The organism is Halobellus sp. H-GB7 (assembly GCF_030848585.1).
GTDB lineage: Archaea > Halobacteriota > Halobacteria > Halobacteriales > Haloferacaceae > Haloquadratum > Haloquadratum inordinatus.
Map to the genome: position 1 here is coordinate 57363 of NZ_JAVDDW010000004.1, position 24867 is coordinate 82229.

Annotated in this window: 26 protein-coding genes; 12 read left to right on the forward strand and 14 right to left on the reverse strand. The window is 66.8% G+C overall.

Going from position 1 to position 24867, the window contains the following annotated elements; genetic code table 11:
* Positions 1–20: 20 nt before the first annotated feature.
* Positions 21–728, reverse strand: a complete 708-nt coding sequence (locus tag RBH22_RS08825; RefSeq protein WP_121569834.1) for a helix-turn-helix domain-containing protein — start codon at positions 726–728, stop codon at positions 21–23.
* 204 nt (positions 729–932) lie between these two features.
* Between RBH22_RS08825 and RBH22_RS08830 the strand changes: the two genes are divergently transcribed.
* Both RBH22_RS08830 and RBH22_RS08835 read left to right on the forward strand, forming a co-directional pair.
* A complete protein-coding gene (locus tag RBH22_RS08830; protein ID WP_256289082.1) occupies positions 933–1634 on the forward strand; it encodes a metal-dependent hydrolase in 702 nt (233 codons plus the stop codon).
* A 75-nt stretch (positions 1635–1709) separates the two neighbouring features.
* Positions 1710–2258 (forward strand): GNAT family N-acetyltransferase, encoded by a 549-nt coding sequence (locus RBH22_RS08835; RefSeq protein ID WP_306677262.1) that lies wholly within the window; start codon positions 1710–1712, stop codon positions 2256–2258.
* 32 nt (positions 2259–2290) lie between these two features.
* Here the strand turns inward: RBH22_RS08835 and RBH22_RS08840 are convergent, their stop codons facing one another.
* Both RBH22_RS08840 and RBH22_RS08845 read right to left on the reverse strand, forming a co-directional pair.
* Complete coding sequence (locus RBH22_RS08840; protein ID WP_306677263.1) at positions 2291–2887, reverse strand: transporter; 597 nt, start codon at positions 2885–2887, stop codon at positions 2291–2293.
* 80 nt (positions 2888–2967) lie between these two features.
* A complete protein-coding gene (locus RBH22_RS08845) occupies positions 2968–3426 on the reverse strand; it encodes a pyridoxamine 5'-phosphate oxidase family protein (protein ID WP_256289085.1) in 459 nt (152 codons plus the stop codon).
* 142 nt (positions 3427–3568) lie between these two features.
* On the opposite strand from RBH22_RS08845, the gene RBH22_RS08850 reads away from it, so the two are divergent.
* On the forward strand, positions 3569–5071 hold the full coding sequence (locus tag RBH22_RS08850; RefSeq protein ID WP_306677264.1) for a replication factor C large subunit: 1503 nt from the start codon (positions 3569–3571) through the stop codon (positions 5069–5071).
* Here the strand turns inward: RBH22_RS08850 and RBH22_RS08855 are convergent.
* From RBH22_RS08855 to RBH22_RS08875, 5 genes are all read right to left on the reverse strand, one after another.
* Positions 5064–5600: a hypothetical protein gene (locus RBH22_RS08855; RefSeq protein WP_306677265.1), complete on the reverse strand. Its 537-nt coding sequence runs from the start codon at positions 5598–5600 to the stop codon at positions 5064–5066. The genes RBH22_RS08850 and RBH22_RS08855 overlap by 8 nt on opposite strands.
* Before the next feature lie 73 nt (positions 5601–5673).
* Positions 5674–6414, reverse strand: a complete 741-nt coding sequence (locus tag RBH22_RS08860; RefSeq protein WP_306677266.1) for an amino acid ABC transporter ATP-binding protein — start codon at positions 6412–6414, stop codon at positions 5674–5676.
* Complete coding sequence (locus tag RBH22_RS08865) at positions 6411–7238, reverse strand: amino acid ABC transporter permease (protein ID WP_306677267.1); 828 nt, start codon at positions 7236–7238, stop codon at positions 6411–6413. Before RBH22_RS08865 ends, RBH22_RS08860 begins: the two co-directional genes overlap by 4 nt.
* A 30-nt stretch (positions 7239–7268) precedes the next feature.
* Complete coding sequence (locus RBH22_RS08870; protein ID WP_306677268.1) at positions 7269–8165, reverse strand: basic amino acid ABC transporter substrate-binding protein; 897 nt, start codon at positions 8163–8165, stop codon at positions 7269–7271.
* Positions 8166–8401: 236 nt separating this feature from the next.
* On the reverse strand, positions 8402–9244 hold the full coding sequence (locus RBH22_RS08875; RefSeq protein ID WP_121569843.1) for a COX15/CtaA family protein: 843 nt from the start codon (positions 9242–9244) through the stop codon (positions 8402–8404).
* 141 nt (positions 9245–9385) lie between these two features.
* On the opposite strand from RBH22_RS08875, the gene RBH22_RS08880 reads away from it, so the two are divergent.
* Positions 9386–10558, forward strand: coding sequence for a M24 family metallopeptidase (locus RBH22_RS08880; RefSeq protein WP_306677269.1), 1173 nt, complete (start codon positions 9386–9388; stop codon positions 10556–10558).
* 126 nt (positions 10559–10684) lie between these two features.
* Positions 10685–12928, forward strand: coding sequence for an NADP-dependent malic enzyme (locus tag RBH22_RS08885; RefSeq protein ID WP_306677270.1), 2244 nt, complete (start codon positions 10685–10687; stop codon positions 12926–12928).
* A 31-nt stretch (positions 12929–12959) separates the two neighbouring features.
* Here RBH22_RS08885 and RBH22_RS08890 read toward each other — a convergent pair whose 3' ends face one another.
* Positions 12960–13637: a reverse transcriptase-like protein gene (locus RBH22_RS08890; RefSeq protein WP_256545722.1), complete on the reverse strand. Its 678-nt coding sequence runs from the start codon at positions 13635–13637 to the stop codon at positions 12960–12962.
* A 174-nt stretch (positions 13638–13811) separates the two neighbouring features.
* Between RBH22_RS08890 and RBH22_RS08895 the strand changes: the two genes are divergently transcribed.
* Positions 13812–14354, forward strand: a complete 543-nt coding sequence (locus RBH22_RS08895; RefSeq protein WP_256545723.1) for a CBS domain-containing protein — start codon at positions 13812–13814, stop codon at positions 14352–14354.
* Positions 14355–14402: 48 nt separating this feature from the next.
* Positions 14403–15329 (forward strand): DMT family transporter, encoded by a 927-nt coding sequence (locus RBH22_RS08900; protein WP_306677271.1) that lies wholly within the window; start codon positions 14403–14405, stop codon positions 15327–15329.
* Between the two features lie 39 nt (positions 15330–15368).
* Here the strand turns inward: RBH22_RS08900 and cmk are convergent, their stop codons facing one another.
* Positions 15369–15983: a (d)CMP kinase gene (cmk, locus tag RBH22_RS08905; protein WP_256289098.1), complete on the reverse strand. Its 615-nt coding sequence runs from the start codon at positions 15981–15983 to the stop codon at positions 15369–15371.
* A gap of 350 nt (positions 15984–16333) precedes the next feature.
* On the opposite strand from cmk, the gene RBH22_RS08910 reads away from it, so the two are divergent.
* The 3 genes from RBH22_RS08910 (at position 16334) to RBH22_RS08920 (ending at position 18534) form a co-directional block, all read left to right on the forward strand.
* Positions 16334–16615 carry a hypothetical protein gene (locus RBH22_RS08910; RefSeq protein ID WP_306677272.1) on the forward strand — a complete coding sequence of 94 codons (282 nt, stop codon included), beginning with the start codon at positions 16334–16336 and terminating at the stop codon, positions 16613–16615.
* Between the two features lie 128 nt (positions 16616–16743).
* A complete protein-coding gene (locus RBH22_RS08915) occupies positions 16744–17340 on the forward strand; it encodes a DUF1684 domain-containing protein (protein WP_306677273.1) in 597 nt (198 codons plus the stop codon).
* A 102-nt stretch (positions 17341–17442) separates the two neighbouring features.
* Positions 17443–18534: an aminopeptidase gene (locus RBH22_RS08920; RefSeq protein ID WP_306677274.1), complete on the forward strand. Its 1092-nt coding sequence runs from the start codon at positions 17443–17445 to the stop codon at positions 18532–18534.
* Between the two features lie 28 nt (positions 18535–18562).
* Here the strand turns inward: RBH22_RS08920 and RBH22_RS08925 are convergent, their stop codons facing one another.
* Positions 18563–19615, reverse strand: a complete 1053-nt coding sequence (locus RBH22_RS08925) for a hypothetical protein (protein WP_306677275.1) — start codon at positions 19613–19615, stop codon at positions 18563–18565.
* A 71-nt stretch (positions 19616–19686) separates the two neighbouring features.
* Positions 19687–20451 (reverse strand): DUF1405 domain-containing protein, encoded by a 765-nt coding sequence (locus tag RBH22_RS08930; RefSeq protein ID WP_306677276.1) that lies wholly within the window; start codon positions 20449–20451, stop codon positions 19687–19689.
* 133 nt (positions 20452–20584) lie between these two features.
* Here RBH22_RS08930 and pdxS point away from each other — a divergent pair, with 133 nt between their 5' ends.
* On the forward strand, positions 20585–21493 hold the full coding sequence (gene pdxS, locus RBH22_RS08935) for a pyridoxal 5'-phosphate synthase lyase subunit PdxS (RefSeq protein WP_306677277.1): 909 nt from the start codon (positions 20585–20587) through the stop codon (positions 21491–21493).
* Positions 21494–21642: 149 nt separating this feature from the next.
* Here the strand turns inward: pdxS and RBH22_RS08940 are convergent, their stop codons facing one another.
* The gene (locus tag RBH22_RS08940; protein WP_306677278.1) at positions 21643–22518 is read right to left on the reverse strand and encodes a homoserine kinase; all 876 of its coding nucleotides are present in this window, start codon (positions 22516–22518) and stop codon (positions 21643–21645) included.
* A 230-nt stretch (positions 22519–22748) separates the two neighbouring features.
* Between RBH22_RS08940 and RBH22_RS08945 the strand changes: the two genes are divergently transcribed.
* On the forward strand, positions 22749–24104 hold the full coding sequence (locus RBH22_RS08945) for an NAD(P)/FAD-dependent oxidoreductase (RefSeq protein ID WP_256289106.1): 1356 nt from the start codon (positions 22749–22751) through the stop codon (positions 24102–24104).
* Between the two features lie 6 nt (positions 24105–24110).
* Here RBH22_RS08945 and RBH22_RS08950 read toward each other — a convergent pair whose 3' ends face one another.
* Positions 24111–24722: a DUF6149 family protein gene (locus RBH22_RS08950; RefSeq protein ID WP_256545732.1), complete on the reverse strand. Its 612-nt coding sequence runs from the start codon at positions 24720–24722 to the stop codon at positions 24111–24113.
* Between the last annotated feature and the right edge of the window lie 145 nt (positions 24723–24867).

The following is a 24867-nucleotide window of genomic DNA, read 5'->3' on the forward strand; positions in this document are numbered from 1 at the left end:
CGGCGACCGCAGTCGAGTACCTACGGGAGTCGCCGCAGGTCGTCAAGCATCTCGTCGAGATCCCGATTCGAGATCGCGAGCGAGAAGCCGTCGATCGTGGCGAGCGCGGGCGCGTGCTCCCAGAGGTCGTCCTCGGTGAGCCCGTGGAGGATGACGGCGTTCGGCGTCGGATTGACGACGCGCATCGCGACCAGCGGCGACTCCCCGCGGGTGACACCCGTGAACACCAGCGCGCGCGAGGTCGACTGGCCGTAGAGGCGGTAGAACTCCTCCGAGGAGAGACGCGTGATCGCTTCGATGCTGTTGATAACGGTGTGGCCGCTGATCCGGTCCTGATCGCCGCGGACGAGTTCGGTCGCGTCCATCGCGTCGTACAGCGTCTCCAGCGGAATGGACGTCGGATACTCCCGGAGGTCCTGGACGATGTCGCTCTCGAATCCCGCAGAGATGACGCGAGCGTACTGGCGGATGCGACCCCCGCCCCGAGATTCGTCGATATCGAGGAGCGCCTCGACCATCCGTCGGACGACGCCGATGCCGGGGCTCTCGCGCCGCCCGCTCTCGTAGTCGGAGATGACCGACGAAGAGACGTCCAACTGTTCGGCGAGCGCCGTCTGTGAGACGTCGAAGTCCGTGCGCCACTTGCGAAGCGTCGCGCCCGGATCGTCACTCAACGTAATTTCGCCCGCGATTCGCCGTGCGAGATCCTCTCGAGGGACCGTCGTCACGGCTTCCAGCCCTCCGCGATCGACCGCTCACGATACATACTGCTGGGAACTGGGGGAGGCGGCCGCAAAAGCGTATCGAACGGGGGGTTCGACGAACGCCGAGAGTATAACCGCCGGGCGGGGCCGACAGGATCGCTGTCGCGGGGCGAGCAGCGGTGTAGCAACGCACGAACGTTCAAGTCTGGTCGGGCGTAGAGTACCGTCGTGCCATCGACGCTCGTCCACGTCGCGCTCGCACTCCTCATCGCCGCCGCGCTCCTCGGAGAGGAGTTCGACGGTCGGAGCGCACTCGTCGTCACCGCGGCGACCGTGCTCCCCGACCTCGACGTGGCGCTCGAACCGATCCTCTCGGGCGCACACCGCTCTGTCGGCCACACCCTGCTCTTCCCCGCGGCCCTGTTCGCCCTGCTGTGGTGGGACGCCCGACGCGGCGCCGACTCGATCGTCCGCCAGCGATACGGCAACCGCGGGCTCCGAGTCGCGTTCGTCGCGGTCGGCTGCCTCTTCGGAGCCGCGATCGTCCCCGACCTCGTCGTCGGGGGCGTGAACGCGTTCTATCCACTCCACGATACGTTCTACACGGTCGACGGGCGACTGTTCTACTCGACGGACCGCGGGTGGGTCCAGACGTTCGTCGATCTCTCACCACCCGAGACGGAATCACGGCGCACGACGGAGAACTTCGCGTTCCGGACGGTGTTGGACGTCGAACCGACACTCGGCGTCGAGACGGCGAGTGGCGACGGGAGCAGCGGCTCGGGACAGCCACAGCGCGTCGAGCGCATCTTCCCGGTGGCGATGACGGGCTTTCGCGCGTGGTTACTGCCCCTCTCGGCATTTGTGACCGCCGTCCGACTGTGGCAGACGCGGCGCGCTACCGGAGCGGGCGCGGACGCCGAGGAGTGATCGGACGGTCGAGCCTTCACTACCGGTTCGGCGGAGATGGCAGCGTTCTTGCGCTCCGGACGTCGAGTGAGACTGATGACCGAGCAGGCAACGTCGGCCGACGCCACGATCAGATCGTACGACACTGATACCGACCGCGACGCGCTCTGGGAACTGAAGCGCGGGTTCGAGCTCGGAATCGGCGCGGACACCGGTGGCGAGGAGAAGGGCGCGGTCTACGAGGAAAAACTGACGGCGGAGTACCGCGAGCGCTGGCTCGCGTGGGTCGACCGCTGCGTCGACGAGGACCCAGACAGCGTCCTCGTCGCCGTCGACGAAGCGGCAGCAGCGGAAAACAGTGAGAACGGCGACGGCGACGTCGTCGGCTACGCGTTCGTCCTCCCGGAGTCGCTGTCGTTCGTCTGGGACGCCGCGATCCTCAACGAGATCTTCGTCGCTCCCGACTACCGCGGAACGGGCGTCGCCGACGCGCTGATGAACGCCGCCGTCAAGAGCGCGCGTGCCCAGGACCTCCCGCTCGATCGGATGGTTCTCGACGTGGACCGCGAGAACGACAGAGCACAGGCATTCTACGAGCGATACGGCTTCGAGCACTGGGGCGAGATGGTCGCTCGCGATCTGTAACGCAGAGCGGCCGATAACTCAGATTCGGAGCCTCACGCGCGCCCGGGCGTGGCGAGCGCACCGAGCGCCCCGCCGAACGCGCCGAAGACGAGCGGGTAAACGAGCCCTGCGAGCAGAATCGCCGTGACTAGCGTCGGTCCGGCCGTGGCGTCGCCGACGTCGACGGCGAAGAGGAACGCGCCGACGACCGCGAGCGGGAGGTAGCCGAGGATGACCGATGCGCCGCCGACCGCGCCGGCCATCGGGGTCTCGGACCGGCTCAGGGCCGCCACGAGCGCTCCCGCGAGTGCGAGCGCGACCGGCGGGAGGACGAAGAGCGCCGCGGAGAACGTGTCGCCGCGCCCGACGAGGTTCACGGCCGTCGAGCCGAACAGCCCAGGGATCTCGCTGGTGACGAAGTGTGCGTTGTAGAACACCCAGCCGACCAGTTTCCACGTTCCGGGCTCGCCCGTGGCGATCTCTAGAACCCGGGCCGCAAGCGAGTTCGAGATCTGCTGGCCGGTCACTGCGTACGTGAGCGCGTACGAAACGAGATACGCGAGGACGCCGCCCAGCGCGGCGATACCGAGCGTTCGACCGTCCGGGGCGTAGCCTCGCCGCGACGTCGGTGTCGACTCGGATCGTGCCATCGGTTCCACGTGAGAGTACTCCCATAGGTGTCTTGTGGTCGAGTGAGACGCCGACGAAGTCGCCGTCGGCAAGCACCCGGTTACTCGATTCCGGTCGCCGGTTTCTCGCGGCGGCCGGTGATCTCTTCGGGGCGCAACCGGTAGAGCGTGTACTCCAGCTCCCGAGGCGGTTCCTCGTAGATGGTAAAGAACGGGATGTCGATCGAGCGGATCGCCTCGACGACCGTCCCGTCGATACTCGCTTCGGGGATCTCCACCAGCGGCCCGCGGACGACGACGGACTCCCAGCCGCTGCTGCCCTCGGCGGTGACGACGAGCGCGGCTCGATCGGAGCCGGCGAGGTACTCGCGTTTCTCGGAGTCGGTTCCGAACCCGAGGCGGAGATACACCTCGCCGGCGTTGGCGTCGTACCCGTAGGAGACAGGAATCGCGTATGGGTCGTCGTCGCTGGCGAGCGCGAGCACGCCGACGCCGCCCGTCCCGAGCAGTTCGTCGATCGCTTCGCGGTCAAGCACGACAGCGCTCTCGTCTGCGGACATACGTGACAATAGGTGCCACGGAACCATAAACTGTCGCTCGATTATAACAAAAGGGAGCCGTTCGGGAGCCGGCACCGACAGCGCGCGATCTGCGCGGTGCCACCCCGCAACCACTAAACGGGCCTCGCTCCTTCCACTGGTAATGACGGACTGGACCGAACGGTACCGCCCGACGACGTTGTCGGAGGTCCGCGGCAACAACAAGGCCCGCGACGCCCTGAAAGAGTGGGCCGACACGTGGGACGACCACCGCGAGCCGGTCGTCCTCCACGGCGCGCCCGGCGTCGGGAAGACCTCCGCCGCCCACGCCCTAGCGAACGATATGGGCTGGGAGGTCGTCGAGCTCAACGCCTCCGACGAGCGGACGGCAGACGCCATCGAGCGGTTCGCCGGACGGGCCTCGCGGAACGCGACGCTCGCTGGGTCGGTCGGCGGCGACAGCGGCGGCCGCCAACTGGTGATAATGGACGAGGCCGACAACATCCACTACCAGTACGACCGCGGCGGCAAGCAGGCCGTCACGCGCCTGCTCAAGGAGGCCAACCAGCCGATCGTCCTCATCGCCAACGAGTACTACGATATGTCGAACGGGCTGCGGAACGCCGCCCAGGAGATCGAGTTCCGCGACGTCTCGGCGCGCTCGATCGTCCCGGTGCTCCGAGACACCCTGCGGAAGGAAGACATCGAGTTCGAGGAGGAGGCGCTCGAACGGATCGCCGAGGCCAACAGCGGCGACCTCCGCGCGGCGGTGAAGGACCTGCAGGCGACCGCCGACGGGAAACCCCGGGTCACGCTCGAAGACGTGACCACCGGTTCGCGAAACCGCGCGGTCGGCCTGTTCGAGTTCCTCGACGCCGTGCTGAAAGAAAAGCCCGCTCAGGAGGCGCTACAGACCGCCTACGACGTGGACGAGACCCCCGAAGACCTTCTCAAATGGGTCGAAGACAAGGTCCCGCTCGTCTACGAGGGCGAAGAACTCGCCCGCGCCTACGAGTTCCTCGCGAACGCCGACGTCTGGACGAGCCGGGTCTACGCGACCGACTACGACTACAGTTGGTGGCGCTACGCGACTGACAACCTCGCCGGGGGTGTCGCGGCCGCACGCGACCACACCCGCGGCGGCTGGACGCGCTACGGCGGCGCGCCCTATCGGTCGACGCGGGACGCGACCCGCGACGAGGTCGTCCGCTCGATCGCCGAATCCGGCGGCTTCTCGATGTCGACCGCTCGGCTCGACGTTCTGCCCTTCCTCGCGGCGATGACGCACCACTGCAAGCCCCGAGAGCTGACCGTGGCGATGGCCGCCTGGTACGACCTCGACGAGGCGGCCGTCTCCTACATCACGGGGAGCGGCGAGACGACGAACAAGGTGCAGTCGATCGTCGAAGACGCTGCCGACCTCCGAACTGACGAACTCGAAGCACACGCGGGTGGGGCGTTCGCCGGCGGCGACCGAGGGGCTGGCGACGCCGAGGCCGGCGACGGGAGCGCCGGTGCGGACGCGAGCGACGACGAGGGCGACGACTCCCAGCAGACGCTCGGCGCGGAGGTGCTGGACCGCGACGAAACCGAGGCCGACGACGGCGGTGACGGGGCCGACGCGGCGGATGACGACGGTCAGGCCGGACTCTCGGACTTTATGTGAGTTCGGAGGTGCCTGCCCACGTCGCCGCCGCGTCGAGTATCGGGCCGCCGAACGCGGTGAGTGGAGCGAAGAGTGCACCGACGACCACGGCGGCCGGGCTTCCGGTGAGAAGCAATCCGACGAGCGCGCCGCCGACGCCGCCGAGCGCGTAGCCAGCCGTCGCACACCGCAGGCCACGTTCTCGCGAGGTGTCACGGAACAGTACCGTCACCAGCGCACCGAGCGCGATCGGGAGTCCCTCGACGATGGCTGCAACGAGGAGCCCACCGAGGAGAACGCCGACCGTAAATCGGGCGAGGCCGACGGTCGCACCGATCGGCGCGTCCTGGATTCCGACCGGCGAGCCAGCGGCGAGTGCGCCGACACCGACCAGGATCGCGATGGCGTGGACACCGACGAGCGTCCAGGTGAGACGTCGTCCGAGCACCGTCGCGACGAGGAGGCTCAGGCCAGCCAGAAGCGGCAGGACGACGAACGTCGCAGCCGCAGCGAGGAGGAGGACGAATCCGGGGCCGGGGACGTTGGTCACGGGCGGCGCTACGGAGAGCGCCGGTAAGTGCTTTCCCGCAGTTCGTCGCAGAAAGAGAGGACGGCAGTCCCGATCAGAGCAGTTTCGAGAGGAACTGCTCGCCGCGGTCGGTTCGCGGGTTCTCGAAGAACGACTTCGGCTCGCCGGTTTCGACGATCCGGCCCTCGTCCATCAGGACGATCCTGTCGCCGACCTCGCGGGCGAAGCCCATCTCGTGGGTGACGACCATCATCGTCATCCCGTCGTCTGCGAGCCCGCGCATCACTTCCAGCACTTCCCCGACGAGTTCGGGGTCGAGTGCGCTCGTCACCTCGTCGAAGAGCATCACTTTGGGGTCCATCGCGAGCGCCCGCGCGATCGCGACGCGCTGCTGTTGGCCGCCCGAGAGCTGATTGGGGTAGGAGGCTCCCTGTTCGAGGAGGCCAACGTCTTCGAGCAGCTCTTCGGCGCGAGTGCGAGCGGCCTCCTCGTCGATACCGCGGACCTTCCGCGGCGCGAGCGTGATGTTCTCCAGCGCCGTCTTGTGCGGGAAGAGGTTGAACGACTGAAACACCATCCCGATGCGCTGTCGAAGTCGGTTGATGTCCGCGTCGGGGTCGGAGATCGACCGCCCGTCGAGGCGGATCTCGCCAGCCTGGATCTCTTCGAGGCGGTTCGCACAGCGCAGCAGCGTCGACTTGCCGGATCCCGAGGGACCGACGACGACGCACACTTCGCCGTCTTCGATGTCGAGCGAGATCTCCTTGAGGACGTGCGTCTCGCCGAAGTACTTGTCCACGTGGTCGAACTCCAGTAAGGAGTGGTCCGCAGTCATTGGGACTCACCGCCCCAGTCCGAACGGGCTTCGAGGTACTCGACGAGGCGACCCATCGGAATCGTGATCGACAGGTACGCGATCGCGACCAACACGAGCGGCGTCCACGGGTCGAACGTGGCGCTGTTGACGTCGCGGAACTGTTGGATGAGTTCGGGAATCGCGATGACCGTCAAAAGCGAGGTGTCCTTCACGAGGATGATCTGGTCGTTGCCGACCGCCGCCAGCGCGTTGCGCCACGCCTGTGGGATGACGACTTCGCGCATCGCCTGCACGTATCCCATCCCGAGCGAACGCGCGGCCTCCATCTGTCCGTCGGGCACCGCACCGATCCCGCCGCGGACCGCCTCGCCGACGTACGCCGCGTGATTCAGCGTCAGCGAGATGATCGCCGTCGGAAGCCCCCAGTTCGAGATCGGGAACGTCCCCGGCCACAGCGTCGGGACGCCGAAGTAGATGACGAAGATCTGAAACAGCAGCGGCGTCCCGCGGAAGAACTGCACGTAGGCGGCGGAGATCCCCCTCGTGATCCGCGTCTTCGAGACGCGCGCGAGCCCGACGAAGATCCCGGAGGTCACAGAGAGCACGCTCCCCGTGACGACGATGCCGAGCACCAGCCCGTAGGCTCTGATGAACTGCGGGAGGATCGTCGGGATCAGCCCGTAATCGACTTGGACGGACAGAATGTACAGAACGAGCAAGACGACGCCCAGCGCGAACAGACTCGACAGTCCGACACCGAGATACTTCAGCGTCTGATCGTCGAAAAACCCGTCCGCGGTGGCGTTGGCTTCGGCCGGCGCGCCCGAGTATGAATCTGCCATAGTTGGGACGAAATACAGATCTGTCGAGGGTTATCCCGAGAAGTACTCCGAGTAGATCTCGTCGTACGTGCCGTTGTCCCTGATCGTCGCGAGCGCCTCGTTGACGCGCTCGCGGAACTCGTCGTCGTCCTGACGGAACGCGATACCGTAGTTCTCGACGGTGAGCGTCAGGTACGGCGGTGCTTCCTGTCCGCTCTCGGCGGCCGCACCTTCGCCTTCGAGGAACACCACGTCGTCGCGTTCGTTCGCGAACTCGGCGTTCACGGTGTTGTCGTTGATGATGGCGTTGACCTGGCCGTTGATCAGGGCCTGGAACGCGCCGGAGATCTGGTCGTACTTCTTGAGGTCGAGGTCGCCGTCGAATTCCTCTTTCAGCTGTTCGGCGGCGTTGGCACCCGTCGTGCCCTTCTGGACGCCGATCGGCTGTCCCTGAAGATCCGCCTTCGAGGAGATCGAACCGCCCTCACGAACGATGACCGTCTGGTAGGCGGTGAAGTATGGATCCGAGAAGTCGACTTCCTGCGCCCGCTGGTCGTTGATCGTCATCGCGGACATGATGATCCGGAAGTTGTTGTTGTTGAGCGAGGGGATGATCGAGTCGAAGCTCGTCGGCTTGAACTCGTAGTCGATCCCGAGCTGGTCTTCGAAGACCGCCGCCGCGATGTCGACGTCGAAGCCCGTCAGTTCCCCCGAGGTCGTCTCGTACTCGAAGGGACGGTACGGGATGTCCGAGCCGATGACGACCTTCGAGGGGACGGCCGATTCCGTCGTCGTCGCCTCGGTTTCACCCGACTCCGTCGTCGACGACCCGCTGTCGCCGGAAGTCGTTTCAGTTGCCTCTCCACCAGACCCGCCGCCGGTACACCCGGCGAACAGCCCGCCGGCGATGACGCCGGCACCAGTCTTCACGTAGGTCCGTCTGTCCATAACACCGTTGAGTTATAGAGAGGAATATAACAACGTGTCGTTTCGGTATACGTCCGTTCACCCAACTAACGGCTTTTCGACCGCTCGTGGGACAAAATTCGATCCGGCGGCGACGTCGTGCGATTAGTCCGAGTCCCCCTCGCCGTGGGGCGATTGGAGAGGCGCAGTCGGCGCAGTCGGCCGGTTACATCGTGGGGCGTCGCGCCGGATCGATCGAGTCGGCGTCGCGTCGCGGGTCAGTCGCTTCCGGGAACGCCGCGCGAGCCCGCCGAGTCGGCGCCGCGTCGAACCGTGTACCACGCGACGGCGACGAGCCCGAGCGCAGCGAGGCTGCCGGCGATCGAGACGTACTGGAGCGTCCCACCGTACACCAGCCGACCGACGACGAGCAACGAGACGACGACGAGCGCGGCCGCGCCGGCGAGTCGGCGAACGCGGCGTGACGCTCGGGCCGCGTCCGTGCCGGCCGTCGGCGACGACCACACGGCCGTGGCGAGGAGCGCGGCGTAGGTACCGAGCCCGAGGAGGTAGTAGGCGGCCTGTACGGGCGGGCCGAACGTGACGAAGGCGTGCGGCGTCAGTGCGAGGAGGACCGGAAGCAAGAGCCCAGCCGTGGTGAGCGACTTCCGCATCCGATCGTAGCTCGCGCCGGCGGAGCCGTACGTCCACGCCGCCGCCAGTGCGACGCCGGTGAAGATGATCGACGCCGTGCTGAAGTGCGCCAGCAGGATCGCCCACTGGTAGGTCTTCACCGTGAGCGCGCCGAGGATGATCTGGGAGGGAAGCAGAATCGTCGCACCGGCGAGCGCGAGACGAACGCGTCGGTCAGCGCCCTCGCGCCACGCCAGGATCGTCGTCCCGAGGACGAGGAAGCCGGTGATCATCGCGACGAGTCGGTGGAACCACTCGATGAAGCTACTCCAGTTCGCCGGGAACAGTCCGAGGAATCCGTCACACAGCGGCCAGCGGCCGGCGCAGGTCAGCCCCGCGCCCGCCGCCGCAGTGTACACGCCGAGCACCATCAGAATGCCCGTGAGCGCGGCTGAGATGCCGACGAGCCGACGGAGACGTGTGTCCATATCCACGGCTCGGGACCGGAGATACTTGAATCGCTCTCTCGGCGGGCGAGACCCTCGGTCGGCCGTCGATGACGAGCGATGTGACACCGAGGCCGCGACGGTTTCGACACGTTTCAAGTCGCAGCGGCGGTACCCGGAGGTATGACCGACGAGACACCGCCGACTGCGGCTCCGGACGACGACGCAGACCGGGACCGAACGCAGGAACACCTCGATCACCGCCGCGAGCGACTGACCGAGTTTCTCGACAGCGAGGGACTCGATGCGATCTGGTTCGGTCAGCCGAACTCCTTCGCGTGGCTGACGACGGGCAGCAACGTCGTCGACCGCGACGCCGACGTGGGCGTCGCCGCCGCCGGCTACACCCGCGACGACGGCTTCGTCGCCGTCACCAACAACATCGAAGCCGAACGGCTCGCCGACGAGGAACTGCCGGAGCCGTTCGATATCACGTCCGTCCCGTGGTACGAGTCCTCGCTGGCGTCGGCCGTCGCAGACGCGACCGCGGGCGCGGGCGCCGCCGACTTCCACGTCCCCGGATTCGACGACCTCGACGCGAGTCGGCTCCGCCGCCCGCTCTCTGCGACGGACGTCGAGCGGTACCGAGCGCTCGGCCGCGACGTCGCCGACGCGCTCGAACGCGTCGCGCGCGAACTCCAGCCCGGCGACACGGAACACGAGGCCGCCGCGGGGCTCCGCATCTCGCTCGCGACGCTGGGGATCGAAGCGCCCGTGACGCTCGTCGGCGGCAGCGAGCGCGCGCAGACGTACCGCCACTTCACGCCAACCGGTGCGCAGCTCGGCGACTACGCGCTCGTCTCCGTGTCGGCCGAGCGCGGCGGGCTCTACGCCAGCGCGACCCGGACGGTCGCGTTCGACAGCGCACCGGCGTGGCTCGCGAGCCGTCACGAGACGGCGATGCGCGTCGAGGCGTCGGCACTCGACGCGACGCAGCGCGCAGTCGGGGGCAGTGAGAGCAGCGGCACAGCCGGCGACGTCTTCGACGCCATCGCGGGCGCGTACGACACACTCGGTGAACCCGACGAGTGGCGAAACCACCACCAGGGCGGCGCTACCGGCTTCGACACGCGTGAGTGGATCGCAGCACCCGAGAGCGACGAGCCGATCGAGGCACCGCTCGCGTACGCGTACAACCCGACGGTCCGCGGCGCGAAGTCAGAAGACACCGTGCTCGTCACCGAAGACGGGGTCGAAGTCCTGACGAGCACCGGCGAGTGGCCCACCCGCTCTGTAACGTCGGCCATCGACGGGTCGGCGTTCACCATCGAGCGGCACGACGTCCGCACGCTCTGACGCCGGGCTGGGGACACTCTCCGGGGTAGCACGCCGGCCGTCGTAGCGAGTGACCAATCCGTACGTCGTCTGTCGAATGACGCTTCGACAGATAGCTTTTTTTGTGCAGCTATCCTCGCCGCCGCTATGGGACTTGACGACGACGCGAGAGAGTATCACCGCGAGGAGCCGCCTGGGAAGATCGAGATCTCGACGACGAAGCCGACGAACACCCAGCGTGACCTCTCGCTGGCGTACTCGCCGGGCGTCGCGGCCCCGTGCCGCGACATCGACGCGGACCCGACGCGCGCCTACGAGTACACCGCGAAGGGGAACCTCGTCGGCGTCGTCTCGAACGGCAGCGCCGTCCTCGGCCTCGGCGACATCGGCGCGCAAGCGTCCAAGCCCGTGATGGAGGGGAAGGGCGTCCTGTTCAAGCGCTTCGCCGACATCGACGTGTTCGACATCGAACTCGACCTCGACGATCCCGACGCGATCGTCGACACCGTTCGGGCGATGGAGCCGACGTTCGGCGGCATCAACCTCGAAGACATCAAAGCCCCCGAGTGCTTCGAGATCGAGTCGCAACTGCGCGAGGAGACGGACATTCCGATCTTCCACGACGACCAGCACGGGACGGCGATCATCTCGGGCGCGGCCCTCCTGAACGCGTCCGACGTCGTCGACAAAGCACTCGAAGACCTGAACGTAGTCTTCTCCGGCGCGGGCGCGTCCGCGCTCGCGACGGCTCGCTTCTACACCTCCCTCGGCGTGCAGCGAGAGAACATCGTGATGTGTGACTCCTCGGGCGTCATCGGGACCGACCGCGAGGGGCTCAACGAGTACAAAGCCGAGTTCGCCTCCGACACCGACGACGACACGCTCGAAGAGGCGATGGCTGGCGCGGACGTGTTCGTCGGCCTCTCGGTCGGCGGCATCGTCTCGCAGGAGATGGTCGCCTCGATGGCGGACGATCCGATCGTCTTCGCGATGGCGAACCCCGACCCCGAGATCAAATACGAGGACGCGAAGGCCGCCCGCGACGACACCGTGATTATGGCGACCGGGCGCTCGGACTACCCGAATCAGGTGAACAACGTCCTCGGATTCCCGTTCATCTTCCGCGGCGCACTCGACGTCCGCGCGACGGAGATCAACGAGGAGATGAAGCGCGCGGCGGCGAAGGCCCTCGCAGAACTCGCCCGACAGGACGTGCCGGACGCCGTCGTGAAGGCCTACGGCGACCAGCCGCTCCAGTTCGGCCCCGACTACGTCATCCCGAAGCCGCTCGACCCCCGCGTCCTCTTCGAGGTCGCGCCCGCGGTCGCGAAAGCGGCGATGGACTCCGGCTGTGCCCGGAGCGAGGTCGACCTCGAGGCCTACGAGGAGCGCCTGGAGGCGCGCCTCGGCAAGTCTCGCGAGATGATGCGCGTCGTCCTCAACAAGGCGAAGTCCGACCCCAAGCGGGTCGCGCTCGCGGAGGGCGGCGACGAGAAGATCATCCGCGCGGCCTACCAGATGCAAGAGCAGGGGATCGCCCAGCCGATCCTCGTCGGCAACGCCGAGGAGATCGCAGAGACGGCGGCCGACCTCGGCCTCGAATTCCAGCCCGAGATCGTCGACCCGCGCAGCGGCGATTGGGACCACTACGCCGACCGCCTGTACGAACTCCGTCAGCGCGAAGGCGTCACGGAGAACGAGGCGCACGAGCTGATCCGCAGGGACAGCAACTACTTCGCCAGCGTGATGGTCGAACAGGGCGACGCCGACGCGATGCTGACGGGGCTGACTCACCACTACCCCTCGGCGCTCCGCCCGCCGCTGCAGATCATCGGTACCGCGCCGGACGCAGACTACGCGGCCGGCGTGTATATGCTGACGTTCAAGAACCGCGTCATCTTCGCGGCCGACACGACGGTCAACTTCGACCCCGACTCGGACGTGCTCGCGGAGATCACGAAGCACACCGGCGAACTCGCCCGGCGGTTCAACGTCGAACCGCGCGCGGCGATGCTGTCGTACTCGAACTTCGGCAGCGTCGAGAACGCGAGCACCCGGAAGATCCGCGACGCCGTCTCGATGCTCCACGCCGACGCCGACATCGACTTCCCCGTCGACGGTGAGATGCAGGCCGACACCGCCGTCGTCGAGGACATTCTGGAAGGCACCTACGACTTCTCTCAGCTCGACGAGCCCGCGAACGTCCTCGTGTTCCCCAACCTCGAATCCGGGAACATCGGCTACAAGCTCCTCCAGCGCCTCGGCGGCGCGGAAGCCATCGGGCCGATGCTCGTCGGGATGGACAAGCCGGTGCACGTCCTGCAGCGCGGCGACGAAGTGAAAGACATCGTCAACCTCGCCGGCGTCGCCGTCGTCGACGCACAGGAGTAATCGCGCCACTGCGGGCGCGTTCGACCTCCGATCAGTCGCTCGCGCGGTTCTCGAACCGCGACGGCGGCGGGAACTGCGGGTCGTTCCCGTCGCGGACGTCGTCGGCGAGGCCCGTCCCCCGCGTTCCGGTGTCGATCGGGTCGGGGAGGACACAGCGGTCGGCGCGCCGGTTCACGTGCGCGTAATCCTGCGGCGCGTTCGCGAGCGGGTGTGCGGGATTCTCTCGGCCGTCGATTCGCGCCGCTCGGAGTTCGTCGAAGCCGGCGATGCGGGCGCGGATGCCGCGCCAGTGGGACTCGCTGCCCGGCGGGATCCGCTCGACGCCGTGCGGCCGCCACTCGGTGTCGCCGCCGGCTCCGGCCAGCACTTCGCTGTTGACTGCGGCCGCGAGGTCGTCGTGGTCGACGAGGACGCCGACGCGGGCGTTCCCGGGCGTCCTTGCCGCGAGCACGTCGAGACCCAGATGGAGCGCGCGATATTCGGCGACGTTGTTGTTCGGCGCAGTGTCGGGCAGGGAGACCCGCGCGACGCGGGTCCCGTCCCGGGTCTCGATCACGGCACCGAGGCCGCCGCCGGCACCGTCGCGACGATAGGACCCGTCGGTCGCGACGTAGAAGTGTCGATGGTGGGTGCGCGGCGGATGCGCGATGTGCGGCGTCGGCGAGTCGTCGAACAGGTCACGGAGCGTCGGACGGCCGTGAGCGGCCATACCCCTGCTAGCCAACGCGGATTCTTAAATATATCCTCGATAACGGTGCGAGCATATATAAAGCAGACTCGAACAGGTGGGTGCAGTCCATCGAGAGTCCGCTACCGGCCGAGACACGAGCGTTCGGTCCGACCCAGGCCAAACGCTTAGACGGCGACCGGCCAATACTCCCGTATGGCTCAGATCCAGACGCTGACCGCTCGCGATCTGATGACGACCGACGTGGAGACGGTGTCGGTCGACGACGACGTGAGCGAGGTGCTCAGCCGACTCGCCCGCGCGGACTTCAACGGCTACCCCGTCGTCGACGAGGACGGCTCGCTCGCGGGGATCGTCACCCAGCACGACCTCGTCGGGCTGTTCCAGACGCAGGACCGGACGCTGTGGATCCCCGTCGGCTTTCCGCCGTTCTTAGAGACGCTCACCTACGCGGTCGACGTCTCCTGGGACGACCTCGATCTCGGCATCGACCTCCTGCGAAACACGAACAAGCCGATCAGCGGGGTGATGACGTCGGACGTCGTGACCGTCGAGCCCGACGCGTCGATCGACGAGATTCTGGACCTCCTGGCCGACGAAGAGCGCGACATCAACCGGCTGCCGGTGCTCGACGACGGCGAACTCGTCGGGATCGTCGCCCGCCAGGACGTGATCCGCGCGATTCGGGACGAGCGCCGCGCCACTGAGGCGGGAGCTGACGAGTCGGGCACGGAGTGAACGCCGGGAGAGCGAAACGTTGAGGGCGGCCGCCACCGCACCTTCGCTGTGACCCGGTATCGAAACCTCCTCTTATTCGTCCTCCTCGCGGCGGCGTGGGGCTCCGCGTTTATGGCGATCAAGGCGGGACTGGAGTTCATCCCGCCGGTGCTCTTCGCAGCGCTCCGGTACGACGTCGCCGGCCTGTTAATGCTCGCGTACGCGTTCTACGCGACCGACCAGCCGATCCCACAGACACGCGGCCAGTGGGCCGTCGTCGGCATCGGCGCGACGCTTCTCATCGCGGGCTATCACACGCTGCTTTTCATCGGCGAGACCGACCCGGCCGTCACCTCGGCGGCAGCGGCGGTTATCGTGAGTCTCAGTCCCGTGTTGACCACGGGGTTCGCGCGCGTGTTCCTCCCAGAGGAGCGGCTCACGACTGTCGGCATCGTGGGGCTCTTGCTCGGCCTCGTCGGCGTCGCAATCCTCTCGAACCCCGATCCGAACAACCTCCTCACCGGGGGTGCGGTCGCGAAACTGCTCATCTTCGGCGCGGCCGCGGCGTTCGCGCTCGGGTCGGTATTGACGACTCGTATCGACGCCTCGTTGCCGATCGAGACGATGGAAGCGTGGTCGATGGTCGGCGGCGCGCTGATAATGCACGGCGTCAGCATCGGTATCGGCGAGTCGTTCGCCGACGTCGTGTGGACTGTCGAATCGATCGCGGCGCTCGCGTACCTCGCGCTCGTCGCCAGCGCGCTCGGCTTTCTCGTCTACTTCGATCTCTTGGAGCGCCTCGGAGCCATCGAGATCAACCTCGTCTCCTACGTCGCTCCGGTGTTCGCCGCGCTCGCCGGTTGGGCCGTCCTCGACGAGGTCCCGACGACCTACACCGTCGTCGGCTTTCTCGTGATCTTCGTCGGCTTTCTCCTCCTCAAGCGGCGGGCGATCCGCGCGGAGTTGCCGCGGCTCAGACGGCTGGTCCGCTCGTAGCGTTCGCGACCCACACAGAAGAAGTCCGCTCGCTTCGGGTTACAGTTCGACGTCTTCGGTATGGAACGCACCCTCGTCGACTTCGGGGTCGTACTCCTCGACCGCGGTGAGGACCATCTCCAGCGTCGCCGTGGGACTCCAGCGGGCCGTGTTGATCGAGAGGTCGTAGAAGGACTGATCCGACACGTCGATGTCGTAGTAGGATTTGTACCGTCCGGCCTCGCTGACCTCGCGAACCCGCATTTCGGCTTCCATCTCCTCGCGGTCCCGCGTGCGCTCGACGCGCACCTCCTCGGGGGCGTCGAGCCAGATCCGGAGATCGGCGCGGTTGCCGGCGAGCCAGCCGGCGAGCCGCGATTCGAGGATGAACGGCTTGCTCGACGCCCCCCACTTCTCGGCGATCGTTCGGAGGCGACGGTCCAGCGCGCGGTCGATCTCGTCGGTTTCGTCGGTCTTCGCGATGAGTTGTGAGAGCGACAGGTCCCGCTCGTCGGCGAGGTCGCGGAAGATGTCGCCGCCGGAGACGTAGCCGCAGTCGAGCGCCGACGACAGCCCCTCACAGAGGGTCGTCGCGCCACAGCCCGGCGGTCCCGAAACCGTGATGAAGAGGTTGCTGTCGACCGACCGCGCCGTCGGGACGTCGTCGTCTGTCATAGACGTTCGGGACTTACCGCCTGAGCACAAAAATCCGCGGGACTGAAGGGCGCTTCGCCGTTCGAGAGCACGTCACGAGGCGGTCCTCACCACGGGCATCGTACACACGGAGAGGGTGAGACTCACCGTGCTACCATCGCCGACGGTCGACCAAGTGTGGGGACGGCTGCTTGCACTGTCGGAACGCCATCGAAGGATTAGATCGCCGTATAAATCGTCTCGGCCGCTTTCAGTCTGCAATAAAACGTATTAGCCGGCGGCTTCTCGCGTGAACGATTATGAAGTGACGGGAACGCTCTGGCGGCTATATGACCCCTGCTACCGTAGTAGTGATCGAGGTGTCCCCGTAAATGTCGAACTCCCACCGCCCGTTCGGTTCCGAGCGGATCGGTCGCATCCGTGAGGTGATCGAGTCGCCGCCGGCCTCCCTCCAGGCCCCGATCAAGTTTCTCGCTGCGCCGGTCCGGTTCGTGTCCTTCTGGGCCGCCGTTGCCCTCCCGTTTCTGTATCTGCCCCTTCTCGCCGGCGGCCTCGAAGGGAGCGAACCGAACGCGTTCGTCGCCCTCCTCGCCGTGAACGCTGTCGCGCTCGTCGTGGGACACAGCTACCACACCGACGGCGACGCCCGGTGACGGAAGACAGGTAGTGGAGGCTGTCCTCGCCGTCCATCTGGCTCGCCCGCTCTGGACTGCCGAGAGCGATTCGCAACTACTCGCAGCAGAACCGTCAAAGGTTACGGCACGGCGCGCGTGGATTCGATATGACCGAGACACACGACTCGTCGGAATCAGATCCGTCCGACGATTCGGCGGCGTACGTCGCAGAGCTGCGAGCAAATCGCGAGGAGAAAGACGAGTTCTTCGGCTCGCATCCGCAGTCGCCCATTCCCCCGGAGCACCGCGATTCGTTCGACGGGCTGGCGTATTTCGATCCCGCGCCGGATCTCCGCGTCGAGGCGACGGTCACCGCTCACGACGACCCCGAGCCGGTGCCGATGGAGACGACCGCCGGCAACGAAGTGCGCTACGTTCGCGTCGTTACCTTCGCGTTCGAGCTCGGCGGAGAGACCCACGAGGTCCACGGCTACAAACAGCGTCCGGACGACGACGAGGAGCCGATCTTCGTCCCGTTCCGCGACAAGACGACCGGACAGGAGACCTACCGCGGCGGGCGGTACATCGAACTGCACCCCGAGGGCGACCTCGCCGACGACGAGACGGTCGTGCTCGATTTCAACCTCGCGTACACTCCCTTTTGCGCGTTCAGCGAGACGTTCGAGTGTCCGCTCCCACCCGAGGAGAACTGGCTGGAGACGGCAATTCGAGCGGGCGAGCGCGACTGGTCGCCGTCCGAGTGAGCGGGTAGTCACGATCCCGCGCCATCGTGAGTCTGCGGCGCTCGAAACTCGCGGGCGACGAGGGGGCGAAAGGTGTTTGGTGCGCACGGACGACCCACAGGTATGGACCCGCGAATCCGCGAACACGCAGGGATCGTCGCCGACCACTCGGCCGACATCGAGGCCGGCGACCGCGTCGTGATCAGCGCGCCGGCCGCCGCAGAGGACCTCGTGGTCGCACTCCACGAGGAGTGCGCCGACAGAGGGGCCCATCCCGTCTCGCTGAACAGCGACTCGCGTGCGACGCGGGCGTTCCTCCGCAACCACGACGGCGACTTCGAGACGCCGGAGCACCTGCTCGCGATGTACGAGGAGATGGACGTCTACATCGCCGTCCGCGGCGACGTCAACGCCACCGAGACGGCCGACGTCGCCCCAGAGCGCAACGCCGCCTACCGGCGCGCGATGAAGCCGGTCCTCCAAGAGCGGCTCTCGAAGACGTGGTGTCTCACGCAGTATCCCACGTCCGGGAACGCCCAGCTCGCGGGGATGAGCACCGAAGCCTACGAGGGGTTCGTCTGGGACGCCGTCAGCCTCGACTGGGAGGCCCAACGCGAGCACCAGGCGCAGATGGTCGAGATCCTCGACGAGGCCGACGAGATCCGGATCAAGTCGGGCGAGGAGACCGACGTGACGATGCGCCTCGCGGGCAACAAGACGCTCAACGACTTCGGCGAGAAGAACCTCCCCGGTGGGGAAGTGTTCACCGCGCCAGTGCGGGACTCCGTCGAAGGCGAGGTGTACTTCGATATGCCGCTCTATCGCCAGGGTCGTGAGATCGAAGACGTCCGCGTCCGGTTCGAGGACGGCCGCGTCGAATCCTACAGCGCCGGTCGGAACGAGGACGTGTTAGACGGGATCTTCGAGACCGACGAGGGGGCGCGCTACCTCGGCGAACTCGGGATCGGGATGAACCGCGCGATCGACCGTTTCACCTACAATATGCTGTTCGACGAGAAGATGGGCGATACGGTCCATATGGCCGTCGGCTCGGCGTACCCCGAGACCGTCGGGGAGGAGAACGAGCGCAACGAGAGCGCCGAGCACGTCGATATGATCGTCGATATGAGCGAGGATTCGGTCATCGAGGTCGACGGCGAGGTCGTCCAGCGCAACGGGACGTTCGTCTTCGAAGACGGCTTCGACGAAGCGTAAGATCCGGCTCTCTCGCCACCAGCCGGCGTCACTCCCAACTGAGCCCAATCGAATTTTCCGGCGCGTCGAGCGGACTCTTCGGCAGCCCCGGCTGCACGTCGGGATCGTTGTAGCCCGCGGGCGCGACGTCGTTCGGGCCATCGGGGTAGAACAGCGACGCGAGCAGTTGAATGTGATCGCGGCCGACGCCGAGTTCGAACTGGCCGCCGCCGTAGAGTGAGACGTCGCGCGCTTCGGCCCACTCGATCGTCTCGAACAGCGACTCGACGGTCCCGAAGCGTGAGGGCTTGATGTTCAGCCACTCTGGCTCGAACGGTCGCGCTTCGACGGATTCGACGCCCGTGATCGGGTAGTCCCACGACACGCGGCCTTCCTCGCCGTCAAAGAGCGGTCGCGTCTCCGATGTGAGTCCAGGGTCCTCGATGACGGCCTCGGGGAAGGCATCGAGCAGTCGCCCGTAGAGATTCGGATCGGGTTCGGTGTCGACCTGCGTCCCCTCGTAGAGCCCTTTCAGATCCAAAATCCGAACCGCGTCGGTCGCGGCGGCCGCCTCCACGACCTCGTCAGTCCACTCGGCTGTCGGATCCAGTTTGAACTCGGTGTCGGGATACGCGTCGAGAATCGCATCGAGACGGTCGGTCGTCGGCGGGTCGCCGAGGCGCGTCGAGACGACGAAGCGGAGCGGCGCGGGATCGCGGTCGACTGCCTCAGCCAGCGAAAGGGCGTTCTGCCGGAGCGCGAGATCCAGCGCGGCCGACTCGACCGCCCAGCGCCGGTAGTGCCGCGCCGTCTCACGCTCGGGCGACTTCGTCGGGAACAGGTCGACGTCGTCCAGATGCGCCGAGAACGACGCGAACGTGTACTCGCCCGCGAAATCGAACGCCGGCGCGTCCGCGAGCGCGTCGTGATCTTCGGTGTCGTAGGCGACATCCTCGCCGCGGCCGGTGTGACCCGCACCGGAGAGATGGAACGTCGTCGTCGTTCTGACGAAACCGCTCGACGTGTCGCGGTCGCGTCGCGTTCGGTCGGTCGATTCGATCGAGAGCGAGAGGTCGGCGACAGCGTCGAAGAGATCGCTCATCGAATCAGGGTACGCGTGGCGCGGGCAAAAGCGTGGGCGGTGGTGCGGTGGTGACCGGCGGCCGAGAGGCGTTACCCGCGCTCGATCTGCAACTCCAATTTCTTCACGCGCGTCGCGAGCGCGGCGAACGTGGCGACGAACGTGAGGACGACGGCCCCGGCAGCCGCGAGTTGGAGTGCAGTCGTGCCGCCGACGACCGCGCTGTCGGCGAGCGGAATCGACGTGTGGTGCGGGTCGCCCACGATGGGTACGAAGTAGTCGACGACGTCGTTGAAGCCGTACCAGACGAGCGCGACGGCGACGGCGCGGACCGGGAAGTCCGAGATCCGATGGAGGACGAACGCCTCGACGACCATCGCGAGGTGACTCACGAACAGGAAGACGTACAGTGGGAACCACGTGATGTCGAGGAACGCGTCGGCGAAGACCGAGAGCACGTACGGCGTCCAGAGGCCGAGTTTCCAGCAGCCGAAGAACGCCAACGCGACGAGGTACTCGTTCGTCCGTCCGAGCTTCCAGCTCGCAAACGCCAGCGCGATGAACAGCGTCGCCAGCGGACTGTCCGGAACGAACGGCCACATCACGACCGGTTCGGCCGCGAACTGCCAGGTGATGAGCGGATCCGAGAGCGGCAGCGGGTGAAAGCCGTAGTACCAGAAGCCGAAGGCGGTCCCGAGCAGATTGATCGCGACGACGAGCCACGCGAACCGGAGGCCGACGTTTTCGAGCCACGTCGGCAGCGGCGCGAGCCACCACGGGAGCCCGTCGGGTACCGGCAGGCCGTCGCCCGAGACGAACCGACGAAGCCCCGAAGACGACGCGGGAGACGATGTCATACAGGTGGCTCGGAGTGCGGCGAAAAAGGGGTGCCGGTTCGGGACCGAGCGCCGCCGACGTGGCAATTTGTTGGCCCGTCAGCGGCGGCCGTGGGGTGAACTGTTTAAGTGCGTCCGACCGCAACCGAGTAGTATGTCCGAGGAGACTGATCTGTCCGAACTCCGTCGCGGGACCGACCTCGTCAAGCGCGGGTTCGCACAGATGCAGAAGGGCGGCGTCATTATGGACGTCGTCGACGCCGAACAGGCGAAGATCGCCGAGGAGGCCGGTGCGGTCGCGGTGATGGCGCTCGAAGCCGTCCCCGCGGACATCCGAAAGCGCGGCGGCGTCGCGCGGATGGCCGACCCCGCAGACGTCAAAGAGATCGTCGAGTCCGTCTCCGTCCCGGTGATGGGCAAGTCCCGGATCGGCCACACGAAGGAAGCGCAGATCCTGCAGTCGGTCGGCGTCGATATGATCGACGAGAGCGAGGTGCTCACCCCCGCCGACGAGCGCTACCACATCGACAAGCGCGGCTTCACCGCGCCGTTCGTCTGCGGTGCGCGCAACCTCGGTGAAGCGCTCCGCCGGATCGACGAGGGCGCGGCGATGATCCGAACGAAGGGCGAGGCCGGCACCGGCGACGTGAATCAAGCCGTCCACCACCAGCGCAACATCAAGGGCGCGATCCGCGAACTCGAAGGCAAGACCCACGAGGAGCGCGAGAAGTGGGCCCGCGAGCACGAAGCGCCCGCCGATCTCGTCCACGAGACCGCCGAGATGGGTCGGCTGCCGGTCGTGAACTTCGCCGCCGGCGGCATCGCCACGCCCGCGGACGCGGCCCTGATGATGCACCACGGGTGTGACGGAATCTTCGTCGGCTCCGGTATCTTCGGCGCCGAGAACCCGCCGGCGATGGGCGAAGCGATCGTCGAGGCCGTCAACAACTGGGACGACCCCGACACCCTCGCCGAAATCGCCTCGAACCTCGGTCAGGGAATGAAGGGCGAGGCCAACACCGACCTCCCCGAAGAAGAGAAACTGCAGGGCCGCGGCGTCTAAGCGGACGTTCGGGTCCGCAGTCAAGTCTCGTCTAGTTCCGTTTCACGCGCGCTGTTCCGCTCGTTTTCGCCGTTGCATACATCCAGTCCCGGCCGATAGCGCGGTGCAGCGGCTCTCGAAACTGAACACACGAAGATGTAGCGACGGCGTCAGTACAGCGTCGCGCCCCGACTCACGCGCGTCTGGTACGCGCGGGAGTCGACGCCGGCGTCGGCGAAGCCGTCGACCATCGCCGCGGCGACGTCCCGACGGTCGGACTCGCTGCACGGCGCGATGACGGCCGGGCCGGCACCCGAGACGGTCACGCCCGTCGCCCCCGCCTCGAGAGCGGCTTCGCGGACCGTATCGTAGCCGGTAATGAGTTCCGCGCGGGCGGGGGTGACGACGCGCTCGTCCATCCCGGTGCCGACGAGTTCGGGGTCGTCGCGGCACATCCCGATGGCGAGCGTCGCCGCGGAGCCGACGGTGTGAACGACGTCTTCCATCGCCGCCGACTCGGGGACGACGCCGCGGGCGTCGCGGGTCGAGACGGCGATCTCGGGGAGACACGCCACGAGCGGGATCGAGGCGTCGACAGTCGTGACCGCGTCGCCGCGGGCGACGGTGAATCCACCGAGCAATGCGGGTGCGACGTTGTCGGCGTGGGCCTCACCGGAGACGACCGCTTCGCCCTCGGCGGCCACGGGGACGAGTTCCTCACGGGAGAGCCCGCGGTCGTAGAGCGCGTTCAGCGCGACGGCCGCCGCAGCCGAACTGGCCGCCGACGATCCGAGTCCCGAGGAGGGGCGGACGCCCTTGTCGATCCGGATGTGCGCCGGCGCGTCGAGTTCCTCGGCGACGGCGCCGACGACGTTCTTCTCGGGGTCCTCGGGGATGTACTGGCTCCCGACGCCGGTCATCTCGATCGTCGTCCGGTCGGCCTTCTCGACGCGGACGACGTCGGCGGGACGGTCGAGGGCGACGCCGAAGACGTCGAAACCGCTCCCGAGATTCGCGCTCGTCGCGGGGGCCCTGACCGTCTGCATACGCGTTCCGTTGCCCAACGGCGGGTAAAAAGGTAGCGAACGACGGTAATAGGGATTATCGTAAGTCCGCATAGATTTCTCGCCGGACGATACGGCGAGAATCTCTGAACAGTTACGACAATCCCTATAACTCGGCGGGATCCCGTCGGGCGGTCCTGCCGCTCGGCGGCGACACGCGGCGCCGACACCGGGAACGGAAAGCACTTTCCGGGCTGTCGAGTACTGCGCGTATGATCGGCGTCGTCGGCGGCGGGATCGCAGGTCTCGCGGCCGCCTATCGGCTACAGCAGCGCGGGCACGACGTACAGGTGTTCGAGGCCGCGCCACAGCTCGGCGGCCTCGCGGCCACCTACGAGACGCCGGGTGACGACATCGAGCAGTTCTATCACCACCTCTCGAAATCGGAGGAGACCATCGTCGACCTCGCCGAGGAACTCGGCGTCGGCGACCGGATCGAGTGGCGCGTCGGCACCAACGGCTACTACGTCGACGGCGTCGTCCATCCGCTGGACACCCCCTGGGAGATTCTCGCGTATCCGCATATGAGCCTCTACGACAAGTTCCGGCTCGGGATGCTCACGCAGGGCGTCGACGTTCGCGGCGGACTCCCAGACTTCGACGCCTACGACGACCTCGCGGAGTACGAGCACGTCACCGTGCGGGAATTCGTCGAAGAACACACCACGACGAGCGTCTACGAGAACTTCGTCGATCCCCTGCTCGACGGGAAGTACGGGGACAGAAAAGACGACATCTCCGCGGCGTGGTTCCTCGGACGCGTGCGCTTCCGCGGCGAGCGCGACCTCTTACGCGGCGAGATCCTCGGGTACTTCGACGGCGGGTTCGGCGTGCTTCTGGAAGCACTCGTCGACGCGGTTGGTCGGGAGAACATCACGGCGAACGCGCCCGTCACGGACCTCACAGTCGAAGATGGGCAGATCCAGTCGCTCACTGTCGATTACGACGGTACCCAGGCGGCCCCCGGAGCCGACGCCGAGGAGACACACGAGGTCGACGCCGCGGTCGTCGCGACGATGCCGAACGTCCTGGAATCACTGACGGGCTTTTCCTGTGAGATCGACTTCCAGGGGGCGATCTGCGGTCTCGTCACGATGGAGGAGTCGCTGCTCGACACCTACTGGCTGAACGTCGCACACGACGCACCGTTCGGCGCGCTCGTCGAACACACGAACTTCGTCGAACGGGAGCGCTACGGCGGCGACCACCTGCTGTACGTCGCCTCCTACGTGCAAGACGAGACGGAGGACCTGTGGCAACTGGACGACGACGAGGTGCGGGAGAGGTGGCTCGCAGAGATCGAATCGATGTTTCCGGACTTCGATCGGGCAGCCGTCTCCGAATTCCGGATCGCCCGCAACCCCCGCGCTGCGCCGATCTACGAGTGCGGCTATCTCGACCTCGTCGTCCCCTACCAGCTCGACGAAGAGGTCGGCGAGGGCGTCTACTACGCGGGGATGGCCTCGGAGGCGCAGTACCCCGAGCGCTCGCTCAACGGCGGGGTCGTCGCCGGCTACGAGGTGGCCGACCGGATCGACGCGCAGATCGGGTCGAAAACGGACGAGTAACGCGAATTAGGCTTCCGATTCGTCGGTCTCCGCGTCGGCGTCGACGTCCTGGAGGCCGGGCGCGATGTCGACGTCGACGTCCTCGGGTTCTTCGCGACCGCCGACGCGGACGTCGCCGTCCTCGCCCTCGACGTAGACGTCGTCGGCGAAACCGCCCACGGCGTGCGGGTGTTCGGGGTCGTCGAGTCGCTCCGGCGTCGCGGGCGCGTCGGGAATCTCTTTGGTCCGGAAGTCGCCGAGCGGGTTCGCGATGTCGATGTCGTAGCGCTCGAAGAAGTCCGCGTAACGCTCGTAGTGGGCTTCCAGTTCGTCGACGGGGAACTCCATCATCTCGGTCCAGCCGTAGTTGTAGAAGTCGAAGTTGGCCTGGATGTGGGTGATCTCGCGGGCTTCCGCCTCGCTGAACCCCTCTTCGAGCGCGCGGACGTACGTGTCGAACGTCAACTCGAAGAACGTCTCCATATGCGGTTCGCGCTCCTCGCGGTGGTCGGGGTCCGCCTTCTGCCCGAAGACGCGGACGTGGAGGTCGACGAGTTTGTCCGTCGCGATGTCGCCGACGACCGGCATCGTCAGCGCTTTCTTCGCCGCGAAGTGCCGGAGGTTCTGACGGAGTTTCATCGGTTCCGCTTGGGACCGACAGACCTTCAATCACACGCGTGCAGGCGCTGCATCGCTCACGAACGGCCAAAAGAGACAAATGAGAAGAACTGAGAGAGCGAAAGTCGACTCTGCGTCACCGACTTCGTCGTCGGCGAACGCCGCT

Coding starts and splice junctions, on each gene's coding strand:
- RBH22_RS08850 (WP_306677264.1), top strand. CDS start 3,569: ATGACGGACTGGACCGAACGGTACCGCCCGACGACGTTGTCGGAGGTC.
- RBH22_RS08875 (WP_121569843.1), bottom strand. CDS start 9,244: ATGGACACACGTCTCCGTCGGCTCGTCGGCATCTCAGCCGCGCTCACG.
- RBH22_RS08870 (WP_306677268.1), bottom strand. CDS start 8,165: ATGGACAGACGGACCTACGTGAAGACTGGTGCCGGCGTCATCGCCGGC.
- RBH22_RS08930 (WP_306677276.1), bottom strand. CDS start 20,451: ATGACATCGTCTCCCGCGTCGTCTTCGGGGCTTCGTCGGTTCGTCTCG.
- RBH22_RS08915 (WP_306677273.1), top strand. CDS start 16,744: ATGACCGAGACACACGACTCGTCGGAATCAGATCCGTCCGACGATTCG.
- RBH22_RS08895 (WP_256545723.1), top strand. CDS start 13,812: ATGGCTCAGATCCAGACGCTGACCGCTCGCGATCTGATGACGACCGAC.
- pdxS (WP_306677277.1), top strand. CDS start 20,585: ATGTCCGAGGAGACTGATCTGTCCGAACTCCGTCGCGGGACCGACCTC.
- RBH22_RS08880 (WP_306677269.1), top strand. CDS start 9,386: ATGACCGACGAGACACCGCCGACTGCGGCTCCGGACGACGACGCAGAC.
- cmk (WP_256289098.1), bottom strand. CDS start 15,983: ATGACAGACGACGACGTCCCGACGGCGCGGTCGGTCGACAGCAACCTC.
- RBH22_RS08945 (WP_256289106.1), top strand. CDS start 22,749: ATGATCGGCGTCGTCGGCGGCGGGATCGCAGGTCTCGCGGCCGCCTAT.
- RBH22_RS08910 (WP_306677272.1), top strand. CDS start 16,334: ATGTCGAACTCCCACCGCCCGTTCGGTTCCGAGCGGATCGGTCGCATC.
- RBH22_RS08860 (WP_306677266.1), bottom strand. CDS start 6,414: ATGACTGCGGACCACTCCTTACTGGAGTTCGACCACGTGGACAAGTAC.
- RBH22_RS08925 (WP_306677275.1), bottom strand. CDS start 19,615: ATGAGCGATCTCTTCGACGCTGTCGCCGACCTCTCGCTCTCGATCGAA.
- RBH22_RS08920 (WP_306677274.1), top strand. CDS start 17,443: ATGGACCCGCGAATCCGCGAACACGCAGGGATCGTCGCCGACCACTCG.
- RBH22_RS08845 (WP_256289085.1), bottom strand. CDS start 3,426: ATGTCCGCAGACGAGAGCGCTGTCGTGCTTGACCGCGAAGCGATCGAC.
- RBH22_RS08840 (WP_306677263.1), bottom strand. CDS start 2,887: ATGGCACGATCCGAGTCGACACCGACGTCGCGGCGAGGCTACGCCCCG.
- RBH22_RS08865 (WP_306677267.1), bottom strand. CDS start 7,238: ATGGCAGATTCATACTCGGGCGCGCCGGCCGAAGCCAACGCCACCGCG.
- RBH22_RS08885 (WP_306677270.1), top strand. CDS start 10,685: ATGGGACTTGACGACGACGCGAGAGAGTATCACCGCGAGGAGCCGCCT.
- RBH22_RS08950 (WP_256545732.1), bottom strand. CDS start 24,722: ATGAAACTCCGTCAGAACCTCCGGCACTTCGCGGCGAAGAAAGCGCTG.
- RBH22_RS08940 (WP_306677278.1), bottom strand. CDS start 22,518: ATGCAGACGGTCAGGGCCCCCGCGACGAGCGCGAATCTCGGGAGCGGT.
- RBH22_RS08835 (WP_306677262.1), top strand. CDS start 1,710: ATGACCGAGCAGGCAACGTCGGCCGACGCCACGATCAGATCGTACGAC.
- RBH22_RS08890 (WP_256545722.1), bottom strand. CDS start 13,637: ATGGCCGCTCACGGCCGTCCGACGCTCCGTGACCTGTTCGACGACTCG.